This is a genomic window from Paenibacillus plantarum, from assembly GCF_013141695.1.
Lineage (GTDB): Bacteria > Bacillota > Bacilli > Paenibacillales > NBRC-103111 > Paenibacillus_E > Paenibacillus_E plantarum.
Map to the genome: position 1 here is coordinate 12,919 of NZ_WHNY01000065.1, position 18,180 is coordinate 31,098.

Consider the following 18,180-nt stretch of genomic DNA (forward strand, 5'->3'; position numbering starts at 1 on the left):
TTTAAATGGAAAATATGTAGGTAATTCCGTCTGTTTCTCTGTTTTTTCCGAAATAACTGGAAAAGGTACAGCTATTCTTGGCTGTAGGGCGAAAATGTGGTGGTATGGTCAAAATTAGCTGGATAATTTCCAGTTAAATATTAAATTCGCTTAGAAGTCGATAATTTAGATGGAGGTTTTCCAGTTAAAAGGTGCGGGGAGCGTTGGCATGGGGCGGGCGATGAGTTGGTGGTGGAGTGGCTATTGGTTGGGAGCTCGATTGGGTGGGAGTTGAGTAGCTTTTGCTTGGGAGATCGAATAGGTGGTGGTGGAGTAGCCTTTGCTGAGGAGATCGATTGATTGGAAGTTGAGTAGCTTCTGCTGGGGGAGATCGATTGGCTGGTAGTTGAGTAGCTTCTGCTGGGGAGATCGATTGGCTGGTAGTTGAGTAGCTTCTGCTGGGGAGATCGATTGGCTGGTGTGTTTAGTAGCTTCTGCTGGGGAGATCGTTTGGCTGGTGTGTTGAGTAGCTTCTGCTGGAGAGATCGTTTGGCTGGTGGTAGAGTAGCTTTTGTTGGGGAGCTCGATTGGCTGGTAGTTGAGTAGCGTTGGTAGAGAGCTCGATTGGCTAGTAGTTGAGTAGCTTTTGCTGGGAGATCGTTTGGGTGGTGGTGGAGTAGCTTCTGCTGGGGAACTCGATTGGCTGGTAGTTGAGTAGCTTCCGCTTGAGAGATCGATTGGGTGGTAGTTGAGTAGCTTTTGTTGGGAGATCGATTGGTTAGTTGTCGAGTAGCGTTTGTTGGGAGATCGATTGGTTAGTGGGTGAGTAACGTATGGTAACTCCTAGAGAAATCGCCTGCTGGGCGTAAGCAAACTCGCCATAGGCAGTGAGAATGACAATTATGGCCTTCCTTCACAGGGCTCAATGTAAAATCGAAGTCCAAATTCAACTCCCAAGTATAACTGAATGCGTTCCTGAATGTTTCGCAGACCCAGATTATTTAATCTTTTTTCAGATGATGACGTGACGTTCCCCGCAAGAATATGTTCAAGTTTCACTGGATCAATGCCAGGGCCTTTGTCAGAAACCTCAACCACGACGACCCTATCTTCCACTGACGATGCCGTTACGATAATATGATTGACGGCTCGTTTGCGTAATCCGTAAAAAATACTATTTTCAACCAAGGTAATAATCGTCAGTTTAGCAATGGATACTACCGGAAATAAGAAAAGAGGTGAGCTTGTGCTCACCTCTCAAACGAATACCTATCGTGTTCCAGTTATTTATTTCACCAAAGTACCCTTCGTTACACCCAATTGATTGGTCGCTTTCAGGGAACGCCACACTTGTGTGCCGTTAATTTGACCATCGATCGCACGGCGGTACAGGTCAAGAATTTCCGTTACTTTCTCCGGTGTCTCTTCCAAGAACTCCACACGGAACGAGCGAATACCGAGATCCATGAAGTGGTTCAAATACTCCGCACCAGACTGGTCTATCGCGTTGTACACGGTATTCCGGCAACCTTCATCAACACGCACGGGATGTGACATCCCGACACGGTCCTGCAAGGATACACGCTTCTCCTCGCATGGACGACCACAGTTCGTGAAATCCGTACCTTCACTCAGGAAGGTACAGTACACGCAGTGTTCGGTGTGGAACATCGGCATATGCTGATGAATAACAACTTCGAGCTTGGATGTTTCCGCGCGGCGAAGCAAGTCGACCATCTGCTGAATGTTCAAGTCATACGAAGGTGTTACCTTTGAAAGCCCAGCAGCCAAGAACAAATCTGCTGCCTTATGGTTAGCGACATTCAAGGAGAAGTCACCAATCAACTCTGGTTGTGGTGCATCGGGATTCTCTAAGCGATGCTTCAAGAAATAGTACGCTGCGCCTGTATTACGAATCAGAACCGCATCTGGCTTAAGCTTGAGTATATTGTTAAAATAGCCCGTTTCCCCTGGCATATGAATCCGCGGTGTCACGAGGGCAATTTTGCGCCCAGCGGCATGCACGGCTTCGACAGCGGCAGGAAACTGCTTAATAAATTCAAAATCAGCATAAATCAAGTTGACGTCCGTAGTCGCCAGCACAGCCTTTATCTGATCCAAGCTACGGCAAAGTGCGGTCAACTGGGCGCTACTACGATCCGCTTGAGATAAAGCAGGTGCATTCACAGCGGTAACAGCCGCATGATGCTCGGTTACAGCAACCGGCACGTCGTCATACACGCCGACTTCGCGCTTGATGTACGTGCGCGGCTTCTGCCGCTCGTCTTCCATCAACTCGACAGCCATGCGGCGCATGCTGTTCAGCTCACGCATCGGCACGATCAAAGCGCCGTCCAGCTGGACATCCAGCTCGGCAAGCTCATAAATCGTGCCGCCTAGACGACCGAACTGCTCGGTGAAGAGCTGTTCGTCCATGGGTCTTTTTTCCGCTTGAACCAGCGGAAGCTCGGACTGTACGAAGACGGTGTGACCGCCTTTCACATCCGTCCACCAGCTCTTCAGCGTCTCGCCAAGGACGCCGGTTACTTTCACGCTTACCGGGAATGTACGGTAAGGCTTATCCGTCTCGAACGTCTGACGCAGACGTTTGTCCAGCGCAGGGTCGTTCGTCTTCCAGATGCGGTCGCCAACGTGCAAACGGCCTAGCTCTACATCGTTGCGTCCCATAACGATTTCGATCAATCCACCCTCGGCTTCGCCTTCGAGTTTCTCTCCCTTGCGGCGCAAATCGTAGATGCGCCCGCCCTCTTCCTTCTTCGTCGGATCCCCCGCGTCGAAGACAAGACCATCGCCGCGCTTCAGCGGCGCTTCCAGCTCACAGATCACAGCATCACGCAGGATCTGCTTGATGCGACCCACGAAAACCCCGCGGCTCTTCGGAAACGTGCCGTCAACCAACTGCTTGTTGTTGGTTCCTTGCAGGAACCCAACGGTAAAGCCACGTGAGAAGCTCTGCTGCAGCTCACGCACTTCCTCTTTGGACGGACGAGCGTCCAGCCCATCGAAATAACGATCAATCGCTTTGCGATATTTGCTCACAACATTGGCTACATATTCAGGGGTCTTGAGACGCCCTTCAATTTTGAAAGAACGAACACCCGCTTCGATCAACTCTGGCACGATTTCAATCGCCGCCAAATCTTTCGGCGACAGCAAGTACGTAACGTCACCCATTGGCTTTTGTTCGCCATCGACCATCAAGTCATACGGTAACCGGCACGCCTGCGCACACTCTCCACGGTTAGCCGAACGTCCTCCCCACATTTCGGAGGTTAAGCATTGTCCCGAATAGGACACACAAAGGGCACCATGCACGAACACTTCCATCGGAAGTTTCGCTTGATCACCGATTTGTTTAATTTGTTTCAGGTTATTCTCACGACCAAGAACGACACGTTCAATATCGAAAGGTTTCGTAAACTCAACCGCTTCTGGCGATGTAATCGTCATCTGCGTTGAACCGTGAATCGGGAAATCGGGTGAGATTTCACGAATCATTTTAACCAAGCCCAAATCCTGAACAATTACCGCGTCCACGCCCGCATCGACACACGCGTCAATTAATTGTTTGGCATCGTTCAACTCTTCCTCGAATACGAGAATGTTAAACGTTAGGAAACCCTGTACACCATATAGATGAAGGAACGACATAATATCCGGCAGCTCAGCCATCGTAAAGTTATGCGCTCTCGCTCTCGCATTGAATTTCTCCACACCAAAAAACACGGCATCCGCCCCATTGGCTACAGCCGCTCGCAAACAATCCCAATCCCCCGCAGGGGCCAATAATTCTACATCTTCTCTGCGTATCGTACGCATGGCAGCAAATCCTTTCAATATCAATCCTCGGTAATCCTCAAACTCTTCTTCTCTTTAGTGTAACAGAAACGATAGGTAGGAATCTAGGGCAGGGGATAACTACGCCTTAAGCCAATATCCGACAATACAATGCCTTTCCATGCCTTTAGAAGTTAACAAACGTACCCATGAATGCTATAATGGCAAGGATAGTGACCTTTATTGACAATTCTCCCATGCTTCGACAAGGGTGAATTGCAACCTTTCTAGCAATCGAGGGATCCTTTTGAATTTGTCGAAAATTCGTGTAACCCAACTACTGATCGGGTTAAGCCTTGGCCTCTTAATCATCGTGCTAACCCTTCTATTTTTGCCAAAAGTCGAGGAAACTAAGCTTCTATACGCAACGAGCGGGGATTCTTATGATATGGCCGCTTATAGTAATTTCGAGCAAACCTTGCAAGCAGGTGTTCAAATTGATAGAAAAAGCGTGCTTTCCCTCTCAGCCCGCCAGCTACGCTCCTATGACGCTTTATATCTGGATCCCGCGCTAGCGCAGGCTTCCACATGGCCCAAACAAGCGGATAAGCTCATCAGCTTCGTGAAGCAGGGCGGACATTTACTGTTAGAAAATGAGTTTGCGAATCAGTTCCCGGTAGACTTTCTGGGAGCTAAGTCGATTATTGATTTGAAAAAAGTGCCAATCGGCAACTTAGTTTTAAGCCCTCAGTCAGTAGATTCGCTGACGCTTGGCTATCCTCAGGTGTCTGTTAATTTACAGGGCATTCAGCAATCGTTTCAATTGTTTACACAAAGCTATCTCAAACATAATGCCATGGATGATATGCCTGGATTTAATCTTGGATACGGCTTTGAGCCATCTACCGGACAATCCGTTATCAACATGTACAAAGCATTCGAATCCAAACAGCCTGTCTCCCTTGTCTTGCACAATCGTGTGGGCAAAGGTGCCGTGCTCATCAGCAGTAATTTCCTGCCGAATCGGTACTTCCCTACCGGTTTTGATATGAAGAGCGGATTCGATCCGAAATTAGGCTTTGCCAAGCTCGCAGAGAAATACGAAGCAGCAAGCAAGGTAACTCCGGGAACGACTTACTTCAATAAAAGAGCGATGCCCATCGAGCCCTATTTTGACTTTGCTTGGGCGGCGGCGAACATGCAGTATCGCAGTGAGCTGCTCGCCTATGTCGCTAAGGAAACGCTCGGGTACAGTATTAAGAAGAGTCTTGGACCGTATGGCAGGCCAGCGATGGCGTTTCAAAACCATTTTGAGGCGATGCCGGCGATCGGGCAAAAAGACGGCATCGCTTGGGCGGAGAAGCTGAAGGAGTATAACGAGGTTCCCTCGTTTACCCTAGTGCGCAGCGCCTTCTACTGGGGTGAATGGCGCGAGAGCGTGACGGTGCAGCTCAACACAGGAACGAACGCGAAGCCGTCGTTCGTCGGCGAGCTGCCCGGCTCCGGCTACGCGAGCGGACTGCACGTGATGGCTGCCGGCATTCCGTTGCGGCAAGCCACGTACGGGCCGTATCGTGACCTCGCAGGCACGATTGAACTGCCGTACCGCGCGTACCCGGCCGCCGCGGATCTGAACGGCGACGGCCGCATGGACCTCGTCGTCGGCAGCGCGGATGGATTCGTGTATGTCTACACGAATCTGGGCAAGGATGAGGCGACTTACGTCAGCGAGCCGCCGCCGAAGGGCATGGCGCTGCCCGACACGTTCGGCGCGCCGGTGAAATTGCTGCTGGAGAGCGGCGCACCGCTCCAGCTCAGCCCTTACAGTGCCGTTCACGCCGCAGACGTGAACGGGGATGGCCGCACGGACCTCGTCGTCTCGGACGAGTCCGGCGGGGTGTGGCAGCTGCCGCAGCTCGCTAGCGGCAGGTTCTCCCCGCCCGCAGCTGTGCGCGCGGGCGGGAAAGCGCTGCAGCTGCCCGGAGGGCCTGCAGCGCCAGCCGTCGCCGACGTGAACGGCGACGGCAAGCTCGACCTCGTCCTAGGCGCAGCCGATGGACGAGTGTGGCTGTATCAGGGCCGCAGCGCAGCGGCCCTGGATCTCGAGGAAGGCAGCGCGCTATTCCCGCTGCCCAATCACGCCACGCACGCCGCGCCAGCGGTGCGTGACATGAATCAAGACGGCCGACCGGATCTTGTGGTCGGCAGCAGCGACGGGGACCTCCAAGTGTTCACCAAAGAAACCGGTGGCGCTTGGGCAGACATAGGCCCCCTCGCCGGGACAACCTTAAACCAAGTCGGCAACCACGCGTTAGTTGCTGGACATTATTCCGTGCCATTATGGCTGGATCTCAATCACGATGGCAATGACGATCTCATTGTGGGTGGTATCGAATTCGGCTCACCGGTAGCGATCGATGACCCGCACTTTCCTTATAAAGCGGAACTAAACGAGTTCATTGCGTATGCGAAAGATCAGCATTTACAACTAAATCCACATACATTTGTACATAATTTTAAGAGTGCTGAAGATGAGACCACAGAGTTCAACCTGCATCAACAGGCTTTTGATAAGCTTGGTATTCCATGGTTACACCCTGGAACGAACCAGCACACCTGGCGCATTAACAATGAAGCATGGAATCAGACCTTTTCTACAGAGAAAAAGAACAAGATGTGGTACAACTTCGGATTCTTACCGTCCGAGTCACCTGTGCTCGCTCGTCCAGAATCGATCTGGTCGCTTCCCTTCCTTTTACAAGATGAGCAAGGAAAGACTGATGCGACGATGCTCATTCATGCACCTACACCCGTCCTTAGGCCGGCTGGTGACAATGCCAACACAGATGTATTCGAATCCATGGTCAAGCTGGATATGCCGATTGATTATTTCGAGCATATTGAATACCATTTTCCTGAACCTCAGAAAATTGCTAACTTAACGGAATTTGCTGATTACTTTGACAAGCTTCGCACGAAGCATGATTATAATTTTATGTCCGAAACACAGATGGCCAAATCGTTCTTAACCGCTATGCAAAGCGATGTGAAGATCAGCCAATCCTGGGCGTCCTACCTGTGGGATCGATTGAAAGATCATCTCAGCGGAGGTAGTCCTCACTTCCACGCCACGCTGTCACCAGAAACATCAGGTGTCTCTGGTTTAGCGGAAGAGTATGCAAATACCCTAGGCGTCACCATTGAAAAAGGCGATAAGCTCGCCCTATATTCCCTGCAAAGCAATTCCAACATCTATACGACGATGGAGAACAAGTTATATCTCGGATTAGCGAAGAAGGCTGAGATTCGCGTGGGCCCATCTTCACAAGAGTTCCACGTTGTGCGTTCGAATGTCCCTTTTACCCTTACTAGTGAAGGAAGCACACATCAGTTGAAGCTTGAATCAGCAGGACTGCAGCAAGTTAAATTGTTTAGTCCTGTCGAGCTTAAGTTTAGTACCACTGACGACACGTCAATTGTTTATGATGCACCTACCATGACGTACACAGTGACCCGATACGGGGACGTGACAACACTTACTTTTACCGGACCTGCCGCCAATGCGCAGTAACCCTATCAACATTAATCATATCTACCCATTTGTGAATCAGGAGGCTTTCCCCATGTCTACTTTATTAGAAGAGCTTGAGCAGCATATTCGCGAGCGTTACGAAATTGCCGAGGACGATGACGATTTCGATGTTAATGTTCATTTGTTCGATTATGGTTTTATCGATTCCGTTGGGGCGACTGCCCTCATCGCGCATATTGAGAAAACGTACAACCTGCAAGTGACGAATCAAGATCTTATGCTCTATCCGATGAACACGGTGAATGAAATTGCCGAATTTATTTCCAAGAAGACAGCGAGGTAATCAACTCATGACGACAGTTAAAATTTCTTTGGCCGGTCTTGCTGAAAGTCAGCATGGTCAAGTCAAATATGCCTCTGCGTTCGCCGATGAGCATATTCAGGAAATTCTTTTAATCGATGGGCACATCATCATTACCCACAACTCGCCTAACGGCGATGAAGGTATTACTCAGCGGGTTGAGCGTCTCATTGAGCGTTTCTCCCATGGTGATTTCGGCTTTAAAGAGAATATTTTGTTCGAAAATAAAGTGGACACGCCTTATGAAGGCGACATTATTGCTGAGCTCGCTGAGCGTAAAGCGATAAAAGTGCTAGAGCCCGGCCTCTTCATCTTCCGTGAGCCTTTCTCCAGCTTGATGCGTTTCCTTGACTACTCGTTCGTCAGCAAAATTGCGAGACGTTTCGAAGGTGTCCAAGAGGAACAATATCCTGCGGTTATTAACAGTCATACGTTGAACAAAACGAATCATTTCACTTCGTTCCCCGAACACATTCATTTCGTGACGCATCTGCGTGAGGATCTCGATGTGATCGAGGCATTCTCCCAAACGATTCGCGAAGCTGGCGGCTGGGACCAAGAAAAGCCATTGGCGCTGGACAACAACATGGTGAAGCCTAACTTCATGATGAACCCTTCTACTTGTTACCACTGCTATGAAGGTCTCGAGAATGAAACCCTGGAAGGCGACGGCATTGTCGTGACTGCGATTGCGAAATGTCATCGTTTCGAATCTAAGAACCATTCCGACTTCGGTCGTTTGCTCGACTTCTCGATGCGTGAAATCATTTTCGTCGGTAAGCCTGAGTTTGTGAAAGAGAATCGCTTGAAATCCATCGAGTATTTGAAAGAACTGGCGGTAGAATGGCAGGTAGACAGCCTGCTTGAGATCGCGAACGATCCGTTCTTCACGAATGACTTCCAAGTGAAAGCATCCTTCCAACGCAACCAGGAGATGAAGTACGAGCTTCGTCTGAACATTCCGCATGTGAAGAAGTCGATCGCCTGCTCCTCGGTCAATTTCCATAGCAATACGTTCGGCAATGCTTTTAATATCAAAATGGGCAAACGTAACGCCGTTACAGGCTGTGTAGGCTTCGGTATCGAGCGTTGGGCGTTCGCTTTCCTCGCACAGTACGGTCTTGATGAGCAGCAATGGCCTGCCACGTTCCGTGAGCAGTACCACGCTTGGCAAGAGAAGGCTTTGTAATCTAATTACCCCAGGGTTCTCGTTTATCCGAACGAGGCCTTGGGTTTTCATTTTCACCACTACGAAGATAATGAGTGATTCTATTGAAAGCAACCGCTGCTTTTCTCAAAAAAAATAGCTTTGCACTCGGCCTTTTGCTCGCCATCGTCGTCTCCGACCTGCTGATCTCCTGGTGGAACCCGATGGCGTCTTCACGCCGTTTTTACAAAAACGACTTCACCAAAACGCTCTTCCACCATAGCTGGTCCCATACGGGTCCGGTTTTCTTCGGTAATTCGGCCGTTACGGGTGCTTATATCGAAGAGAAGTCGGATAGCCATTTGGTCGAGATGGGGCTTTCCTACGGGAAGCTCACGGATCTGAAGGGCATACTGAAGAACAACCTCTACCAGGTGAAGGACCAGCTTGTGATCGGAATTGACGTGCATACGATGCTCGACCCTCTCGAAACGGATCCAACCTATCAATGGTTCAAGCCTTGGTACCAGCCTTATGTGTATACGTACCGCGATTACTTCCGTGATTCGGGTACCGAGTTTGCTCGTAATTTAAGCAAAGGCAGTCTTGCCTTCGAGCCGCGCTGGATTGATAAAGAGCTGTACCCAGGACGTAAGGACGACGCAGCGTTAAAGCTCAAGTGGGACGACTACGACAAACGGTTCGGCGCCATGACCTTGAAGGATTTCCAAGACAATCTGGATGCCTTGCAGTGGGTCCTCCAGTATGCGGACGAGCATAAGCTCGCGCTGCGTGTGATCTGGATGCCGTGGAACAAAGGCTACGCCGATCCTCCCTATGTCGCTTCACTGAAGGATGCCGTTAACGCCCAGCTGAAGGCTGCGAACGTTCCCACGCTCGATTTGATGCACACGTACGATCCGCGTTATTTCCATGACCTCGTTCACTTGAACCGGGAAGAGGGCGCGCCGTTATTTACGAAGGAGGTTGACACATGGTTAAATTCCTTAGGAAAACCGTCGAAATCCTCATCTACCTCGTGATGCTTTACTTGGTTTTCATTTATTTTACCGGCAAGGGATTGTTCATCTACGAGAAGTTCTAAGATCTAGCAAGCGAGGAGTTCTTTAGCTATGTTTTATATGCACATGAACGCGATGGTCGCGATGAGTGGCATGATTGCCGTTCTGATGCTCACCCGCAAGTGGGCGGATAATAAGCGCATTTTGATGATCATATTCAGTCTGTGCTTCCTCCTGTTGTTTAGTAAGAAGCTGGTGATTTTCTATGCGGCTTTTACGATTATTAATTATTTCGGGTTTGTGTATCTGTGCCGGACGACAATATGGCGGAAAGCGACCTTTATTTTCGGAATCGCCGCGAATATTGTGGGTGTCTTTCTCGGTGTTCGTTTTTTCGTTATGGGTGTTTTCAGCTCACCATTGTTCGACGCCATCATTTATTTAGGACTCATTTACAACGTTCTCAAAGTGATTGATTCGTACTATTTCGCTTATTTCTTTGGAAAAGAAGGCGAAGTGCCAGCCATTGATTATGCCAACTATCTATTGTTTATTCCGACTTTTACTTCCGGACCGATTCTGAAATTCCGTGATTTCATGGCTGACAGCAAGAAGCCCTACACGGTAGATGCCAAGCTGTTTGAAGACAGTATTAAGCGTATTATTTTGGGCTTATTCAAAAAGATCGTCGTCGTCACCTGGATGACTGGGGTGTTCGATAGCGTGTTGAAGCATGAGCTTCATACTTGGGAATCTTTGTTCCTACTGATCTGGTTCTATGCGCTCATTTACTTCGATTTCTCGGGCTATTCCGATATGGCGATTGGCTTTGGCCGCTTAATGGGGTATACGATGCCTGAGAACTTCAAAAAGCCTCTCTTCTCACCTTCCATGACGCAGTTTTGGCGGAATTGGCATGCGACGCTGGGCGATTTTTTCCGGGATCACATCTTCATGTTCTTCTCGCGTAAAACACCCTCTACGGCGCTCACAGCTAGCCTATCCATCCTGATCATGGTGCTGATGGGCTTATGGCATGGCTTTACGTGGTTGTACTTCCTCTACGGGCTGTACCATGGCATCATTATTGCGATTGAGAATATCTTCAAACTTACAACCGTGAATAAGAAAAAGGTGTCTAAAGCATACTTCTACTTCCGCTGTTTGGTGACGCAGACGCTCGTGACGTTCTCCGTGATCATCTATAGTTCGAATTACGATACGGTGCTTCGGATCTATAAAGGCTTGCTTCATTTTACTGGATGATAGTGGTATAATTTGATCTGATTGTTTTATCAATTATGGAGGTGTAATCGAATGAAGTTAGGCGTTTTTATGGTTCTTTTCGGTGGAAAACCTTTCGAGGAAGCTTTGGATTATATTGCTGCGAAAGGCTTAGATGCTGTTGAGATTGGTACGGGTGGCTACCCAGGTACTGCACACTGCAACCCAGCTGAACTGCTTGCTGATGCAGGTAAACTGAAAGCTTTTAAACATGCGGTAGAGTCCCGCGGCTTGACGATTAGCGCACTTAGCGCTCACGGTAACCCTCTTCACCCGCAAAAACACATCGCGAAAGAGTTTCACGATGCTATTATACAAACGATTGAATTGGCTGAGCGCCTTGAAGTACCTGTTGTTAACACGTTCTCTGGTTGCCCTGGTGACCATGAGGATGCCAAATACCCGAACTGGCCGGTTGCGCCATGGCCGAACGATTTCCAAGAGATTTTGGACTGGCAGTGGACGAACAAAGTCATTCCTTACTGGACAGAAACAGGTAAATTCGCAGCAGATCGCAATATCAAAATCGGACTTGAGCTGCACGGTGGTTTCTCCGTTCATACGCCAGCTACGCTTCTTCGCCTTCGCGAAGCTGCAGGTGAGGCAATCGGTGCTAACTTGGATCCAAGCCACATGTGGTGGCAAGGGATTGATCCAGTTCAAGCGGTACAAATCCTTGGACGCGCGAACGCGATTCACCATTTCCATGCGAAAGATACGTCCCATGATTACAACAACACGAACCGCTTTGGTGTGACGGACATGCAGTCCTACACAAACATGCTGGATCGTGCTTGGCAGTTCCGTTCCGTTGGTTTCGGTCACGATATGAAAGTATGGGCAGACATTATCAGCGCATTGCGTCTGGTTGGCTATGACTATGTCGTTAGTATCGAGCACGAAGACGGCTTGATGTCCGTTGACGAGGGCTTCTCCAAAGCCGTATCGAACCTGCAACAAGTACTCATCAAGGAACCCCTTGGTGAAATGTGGTGGGTGTAATTTAATAGATTGTACACAAAAAGCCCGCAGGCTAGAGATCTTCCGATCTAAAGTCCTGCGGGCTTTTGTTTACTTGTATGTACTACCAGCCTTTGATCATGATAACATCCATGAAAAGAAATACGAGTAGAGATACAGTTCCAAATCCAAGTGCGAACAGATTTCTTCTTGGGTTGATCAATTGACGGATAACGGCAATTGCAATCACCACTGTGAAGATCAAAACATAGATATCAAAGCTTGTATACGTACTAGTTGATGCTTCAGCTGCTTCTGCTAATAACATGGTGAAACCTCCTTATAGTAACTCGGTGCAAGGCACACGTCCTGCTATTTTAATACTATGTTAGCTCGATTGGACACGAGATGCAAGTAGTTGCATCGATGTGTAACAAGTTTGTCACCTTTTGTTTGGGATTAGGCCTATTTGGCTAGCCCATGCAGGCAGATTTCTTTATTATCCCTTGTACGTATAAAATGTCCATCTGTGCAACTATTTATTACTCTCCGTAAGAACAACAAAAGCCCATACGGAGAAACCGTACGGGCCTTGTTCATTGGAACTTTAAACTATGCTTACACGGCTAGCGCATCTCGGTGATCTTCATCTTCCGGAATTTCGGTCAATTCGGCGTATGATAGCTCTTTCTCTTGCCATGCTAGAAATCGGAATGGATCAATCCCTAATGCAGATACAATTTCCTGTAGCTCTAACGTCGGTTTCATCATTTGCCTCCATTACATGGAATAGATTAGAACTGCTATATCTCTCAATCATCAAGTCAATAGTTAAGGGAGAGGGAGATGTTCACTGTTACTTACTATTATTATAGGCCTACTTCTATGACTATTGATAGAGGGTTAAATTGTCGAAGCATGTATCATTCAATTAAGTCTTCGCAAACTTTTAGGTATTTTTGTCACTTGCGCAAATAAAAAGCTCGGAATTGGCAAATGAAACACCCAATTCCAAGCTTAAATGTTCGCTTTCTAGCTAACGGATCCTTCTAGGACCTCCATCCGCTTCGCATAGTCTTCTGAACGCACGCGATCCCGTTCAAGGATCGGCTTCAAATATTGGCCAGTATACGACCCGGCCACCTTCACGACATCCTCTGGCGTACCCGCCGCCACGATCAAGCCCCCACGGTTACCACCTTCGGGTCCTAGATCGATGAGGTGGTCCGCCGTCTTGATGACATCGAGGTTATGCTCGATGACTAGTACCGTTTCACCGCTCTCCACGAGGCGGTGAAGGACCTTCAGGAGACGATCGATATCATGGATGTGAAGCCCCGTCGTGGGCTCATCCAGAATATAGATCGTCTTGCCAGTGCTGCGGCGGTACAGCTCCGCCGCGAGCTTCACACGCTGGGCTTCGCCGCCTGACAGCGTGGTTGCTGGCTGGCCGAGGGTCATGTAGCCCAGGCCGACATCGAGAAGGGTATTCAGCTTACGATGAATACGCGGCAAGTTCTTAAAGAACTCGCAGCCGTCCTCAATCGTCATCTCTAACACTTCAGAAATGCTCTTGCCCTTGTACTTCACTTCCATCGTCTCGCGGTTGTAGCGTTTGCCTTTACAAATTTCGCAAGGCACGTAAACGTCCGGCAAGAAATGCATCTCGATCTTGATGATGCCATCCCCACGACAAGCTTCACAACGGCCGCCCTTCACGTTAAAGCTAAAGCGTCCCTTCTTATAACCACGCACCTTCGCTTCGCTCGTATTCGCATAAACATCACGGATATCATCGAATACACCTGTGTACGTTGCTGGATTGGAGCGCGGTGTGCGCCCAATTGGCGACTGATCAATATCGATAACTTTATCAATATGCTCTAATCCGACAATTTCTTTATGTTCACCAGGTCGGACTTTCGCCCCATTCAAATCACGGGATAACGTCTTAAACAAAATTTCGTTGATTAACGTACTCTTGCCTGACCCGGATACACCGGTCACGCAAGTAAATACCCCTAAAGGCACCTTAGCCGACACGTTTCGCAAGTTATTTTCTTTGGCGCCTTTCACTTCGATCCATTTGCCATTCGGCTTACGTCGAACCGCAGGAATGGGAATGAACCGCTTGCCGCTCAAATACTGACCTGTTAAAGAGTTATCATCCTGCATCAACTCGGTTGGTGTACCTTGGGCAATAACCTGTCCACCATGAATACCAGCCCCTGGACCAATATCAATGATATAATCGGCCGCCATCATCGTGTCTTCATCATGCTCGACAACGATCAATGTGTTGCCCAGATCACGCATATGCTCGAGTGTTTGAATCAATCGCGTGTTATCCCGTTGATGCAAACCGATACTCGGCTCATCGAGGATGTACAGGACGCCCATGAGGCTTGAACCGATTTGCGTAGCCAATCGAATCCGTTGCGCCTCTCCACCTGATAATGTGCCTGCGGCTCGATGCATCGTCAAATAATCAAGACCCACGTTCACCAGGAAGCCTAGACGAGCTCTAATTTCTTTCAGGATCAAATTCGAAATCGTCAGCTCACGCTCGTTCAGTTGCAGACCCTTAAACCATTCTTCCGCTTCACCGATGGAAAGGGAAGTTGCGTGCGAGATATTCTTACCGTTAATCGTTACGGCAAGTGTTTCAGGCTTCAAACGGTGCCCTTTACATTTCGGACAAGGCTTCGTACTCATGTAGGTCTGAATATGCTCACGGATGCCTTCAGAGAAGGTATCTTTGAACCTGCGTTCCAAGTTGCGAATGATGCCTTCGAATGGAACCAATGCTTCTTTGGATGCACCCATATCATTCTCATAACGGAAACGGATTTTCTCGCCACCCGTCCCATACAAGATCACCTTCATTTGATCGCTGCTTATCTCAGATACAGGTACATTGCGTGGGATCTTGTAGTGCTCACACACAGCGGCAAGAAACTGCGGATAGTAGTTAGAGGTACTGCCCGCCCACGCTTCAAATGCCCCCTCTTCAATCGTCAACTTCATATCAGGAACAAGCAGATCCGGATCGACGATCATCTGACTGCCTAAGCCATCACAATCTGGACAAGCACCGAAAGGACTATTAAAAGAAAACATTCTCGGCGCTAGCTCCTCGACACTGAATCCACACTCTGGGCATGCCAAATTCTGGCTGAATAACAGTTCTTCTTTCTCCATAACATCGACAATGACACGACCATTCGCCAATTTAAGCGCAGTTTCCAAGGAATCTGCCAAACGAGTCTGTACATCATCTTTGACCACGATACGGTCAACGACCACATCAATGGTGTGTTTTTTATTTTTGTCTAGCTCGATTTTCTCGGAAAGGTCTACCGTTTCCCCGTTTACGCGAACCCGCACAAATCCTTGCTTCTGAACATCCACGAATAGCTTCGTATGCTCACCTTTGCGCCCAGAAATAAGGGGTGCTAGAATTTGAATCTTCGTGCGCTCCGGGTACTCCATAATTCGGTCTACCATTTGTTCCACGGTTTGCGAAGTAATCTCGATACCATGGGTAGGACAGTGCGGTCGCCCAATACGAGCAAACAACAGCCTTAAATAATCGTATATCTCCGTTACGGTTCCAACCGTGGAACGTGGATTACGGCTTGTCGTCTTTTGGTCAATGGATATGGCTGGTGACAACCCTTCAATCGAATCGACATCTGGTTTATCCATATTCCCAAGAAATTGACGCGCATAGGCAGACAGTGACTCTACATAGCGCCGCTGTCCTTCTGCATAAATCGTATCAAAGGCCAGCGATGATTTCCCCGATCCACTTAAGCCCGTGAGTACGACGAACTTGTCACGTGGAATGGTGACATCAATATTTTTAAGATTGTGAGCTCTAGCTCCTTTAATAACGATCTGATCTCTAGACACAGATACCCTTCCTCTCCTATGTGAAACTGAAACCCTCTTGCTTAGGCGTCAGCTTTCATTTCCATAATCGCGTCACGCAGCTGTGCTGCACGTTCGAACTGTAGGTTCTTCGCCGCTTCTTTCATCTCCACTTCTAGGCGCTCAATGAGGGATGCTCGATCTTTCTTCGACATCTTAGCACCCTTCACATCAGCCAGATAGTCGGATTTCTGTTCAGCAACCTTGGTTGCTTCGATCACATCGCGGATTTTCTTGGCAATCGTCTGTGGCGTGATGCCCAATCGCTCATTGTTTGCTTCCTGTAGGGCGCGGCGTCGATTCGTCTCCGAGATCGCTTTCTCCATGGAATCGGTGATCTTATCCCCGTACATGATGACTCGACCATCTGAGTTCCGAGCTGCACGACCAATCGTTTGAATCAACGAACGCTCCGAACGCAGGAAGCCTTCCTTATCTGCATCTAGAATAGCGACCAGTGAAACCTCTGGTAAATCAAGACCTTCTCGAAGGAGGTTGATCCCGATTAGCACATGGAACGTCCCCAACCGCAAATCTCGCAAAATCTGCATACGTTCAAACGTCTTAATATCCGAATGCAAATAACGCACCTTAATGCCAATTTCTTTAAAATAATCCGTTAAATCCTCCGACATCTTCTTCGTTAAGGTCGTCACAAGCACACGCTCATCTTTACGAACACGGTCATGGATCTCAGCGATAAGATCATCAATTTGACCTTTGGTTGGTCGAACCTCGATAATCGGATCCAACAACCCTGTTGGACGAATAATTTGTTGAATCATAGTAGGACAATGTTCTAGCTCATAAGGTCCTGGCGTTGCTGATATATATAAAATCTGACTGACTTTCTCTTCGAATTCCTCGAAACGCAGCGGACGGTTATCCAATGCGGAAGGCAGCCTGAAGCCGTGATCAACTAATACATCTTTCCGTGCTTTATCCCCATTAAACATCGCGCGAATTTGCGGCAACGTCACGTGGGACTCATCCACCATGAATAGCATGTCGTCTGGGAAATAATCCATCAACGTATACGGGGTTGCCCCACGCTCACGGAATGTTAGTGGCCCCGAGTAATTCTCGATACCTGAGCAGAAGCCCATCTCTTCCATCATTTCCATGTCATAGCGTGTACGCTGCTCCAATCGCTGTGCTTCCAGAAGCTTACCTTGCTCCCTCAACTCAGCTAAACGATCCTCAAGCTCTTGACCAATGTTCACGAGCGCGCGCTTCATCGTATCCTCGCCTGTCACGAAGTGAGATGCCGGAAAAATCGCGATATGATCGCGTTGGCCAATAATCTCGCCCGTTAGGACATTGATCTCTGTTATTCGCTCAATCTCATCCCCAAATAGCTCAACACGAACTGCATGCTCACTGTGCGAAGCTGGGAAAATCTCCACAACATCTCCACGTACACGGAACGTACCGCGAACAAAGTTCATATCATTGCGTTGATACTGGATATCTACTAGACGATGCAGGATTTCAGTCCGCGATTTCTCCATCCCTACCCGTAACGATAACAGTAAATTACCGTACTCAATTGGTGATCCCAAGCCGTAAATACACGACACGCTGGCAACAACAATGACGTCACGGCGTTCGAACAAGGAACTTGTCGCCGAGTGACGAAGTTTATCGATTTCTTCATTGATGCTGGAATCTTTCTCGATGTAAGTGTCGGAGGAGGCAATGTAGGCTTCGGGCTGGTAGTAGTCATAGTAACTAACGAAGTAGGAAACGGCATTATGAGGAAAAAACTCTTTGAATTCACTGCACAGTTGTGCGGCTAAGGTTTTATTGTGGGCAATAATCAAGGTTGGTCGGTTTAGTTTCGCTATTACTTGTGCAGCTGTGAACGTTTTACCCGTTCCCGTTGCACCGAGCAGCGTCTGATGTTTGTTGCCGGCTTGTATGCTCTGGACGATCTCCTCAATCGCTTGAGGCTGGTCTCCCTGCGGCAGAAAATCGGATACAAGCTCAAATTTCTTAGAGCTCATGACAAGTTCACTCATCCATTATCACCCTCATTGTCGAAATAAATCGAACTTTTATCCTATAAACTTTCCCAATCGACATTCCGATATAGAAGTCTATGGAACTTTTTCGTACATATATGAAGGATTGCAATATCTATCCAACATAAGAATGTTTGTTC

General features: G+C 48.4%; 12 protein-coding genes. 6 read left to right on the plus strand and 6 right to left on the minus strand.

The window, feature by feature from the left end:
* Window positions 1-879: 879 nt before the first annotated feature.
* On the minus strand, window positions 880-1,233 hold the full coding sequence (locus tag GC096_RS21935) for a sensor histidine kinase (RefSeq protein WP_171633203.1): 354 nt from the start codon (window positions 1,231-1,233) through the stop codon (window positions 880-882).
* A gap of 33 nt (window positions 1,234-1,266) precedes the next feature.
* A complete protein-coding gene (locus tag GC096_RS21940; RefSeq protein ID WP_171633205.1) occupies window positions 1,267-3,819 on the minus strand; it encodes a U32 family peptidase in 2,553 nt (850 codons plus the stop codon).
* 265 nt (window positions 3,820-4,084) lie between these two features.
* Between GC096_RS21940 and GC096_RS21945 the strand changes: the two genes are divergently transcribed.
* The 6 genes from GC096_RS21945 to GC096_RS21970 all read left to right on the plus strand — a co-directional run bounded on the left by GC096_RS21945 (window position 4,085) and on the right by GC096_RS21970 (window position 12,125).
* Window positions 4,085-7,348, plus strand: coding sequence for an FG-GAP-like repeat-containing protein (locus GC096_RS21945; protein WP_171633206.1), 3,264 nt, complete (start codon window positions 4,085-4,087; stop codon window positions 7,346-7,348).
* 52 nt (window positions 7,349-7,400) lie between these two features.
* On the plus strand, window positions 7,401-7,652 hold the full coding sequence (locus GC096_RS21950) for an acyl carrier protein (protein WP_171633208.1): 252 nt from the start codon (window positions 7,401-7,403) through the stop codon (window positions 7,650-7,652).
* 7 nt (window positions 7,653-7,659) lie between these two features.
* Window positions 7,660-8,859, plus strand: coding sequence for a class-II aminoacyl-tRNA synthetase family protein (locus GC096_RS21955; protein ID WP_171633209.1), 1,200 nt, complete (start codon window positions 7,660-7,662; stop codon window positions 8,857-8,859).
* A gap of 182 nt (window positions 8,860-9,041) precedes the next feature.
* Window positions 9,042-9,860 carry a hypothetical protein gene (locus GC096_RS21960; protein WP_246302889.1) on the plus strand — a complete coding sequence of 273 codons (819 nt, stop codon included), beginning with the start codon at window positions 9,042-9,044 and terminating at the stop codon, window positions 9,858-9,860.
* A 90-nt stretch (window positions 9,861-9,950) separates the two neighbouring features.
* Window positions 9,951-11,105, plus strand: a complete 1,155-nt coding sequence (locus tag GC096_RS21965) for an MBOAT family O-acyltransferase (RefSeq protein WP_171633213.1) — start codon at window positions 9,951-9,953, stop codon at window positions 11,103-11,105.
* Between the two features lie 51 nt (window positions 11,106-11,156).
* Window positions 11,157-12,125 carry a sugar phosphate isomerase/epimerase family protein gene (locus tag GC096_RS21970; protein ID WP_056611435.1) on the plus strand — a complete coding sequence of 323 codons (969 nt, stop codon included), beginning with the start codon at window positions 11,157-11,159 and terminating at the stop codon, window positions 12,123-12,125.
* An 82-nt stretch (window positions 12,126-12,207) separates the two neighbouring features.
* Here GC096_RS21970 and GC096_RS21975 read toward each other — a convergent pair whose 3' ends face one another.
* From GC096_RS21975 to uvrB, 4 genes are all read right to left on the minus strand, one after another.
* Window positions 12,208-12,411, minus strand: coding sequence for a hypothetical protein (locus GC096_RS21975; protein WP_056611440.1), 204 nt, complete (start codon window positions 12,409-12,411; stop codon window positions 12,208-12,210).
* 290 nt (window positions 12,412-12,701) lie between these two features.
* Entirely contained in the window at window positions 12,702-12,851 is a 150-nt protein-coding gene (locus tag GC096_RS21980) for a hypothetical protein (RefSeq protein WP_171633214.1), read from the minus strand.
* Window positions 12,852-13,115: 264 nt separating this feature from the next.
* Entirely contained in the window at window positions 13,116-15,998 is a 2,883-nt protein-coding gene (gene uvrA / locus GC096_RS21985) for an excinuclease ABC subunit UvrA (protein ID WP_171633216.1), read from the minus strand.
* Window positions 15,999-16,039: 41 nt separating this feature from the next.
* Window positions 16,040-18,037 (minus strand): excinuclease ABC subunit UvrB, encoded by a 1,998-nt coding sequence (gene uvrB / locus GC096_RS21990; RefSeq protein ID WP_171633218.1) that lies wholly within the window; start codon window positions 18,035-18,037, stop codon window positions 16,040-16,042.
* Between the last annotated feature and the right edge of the window lie 143 nt (window positions 18,038-18,180).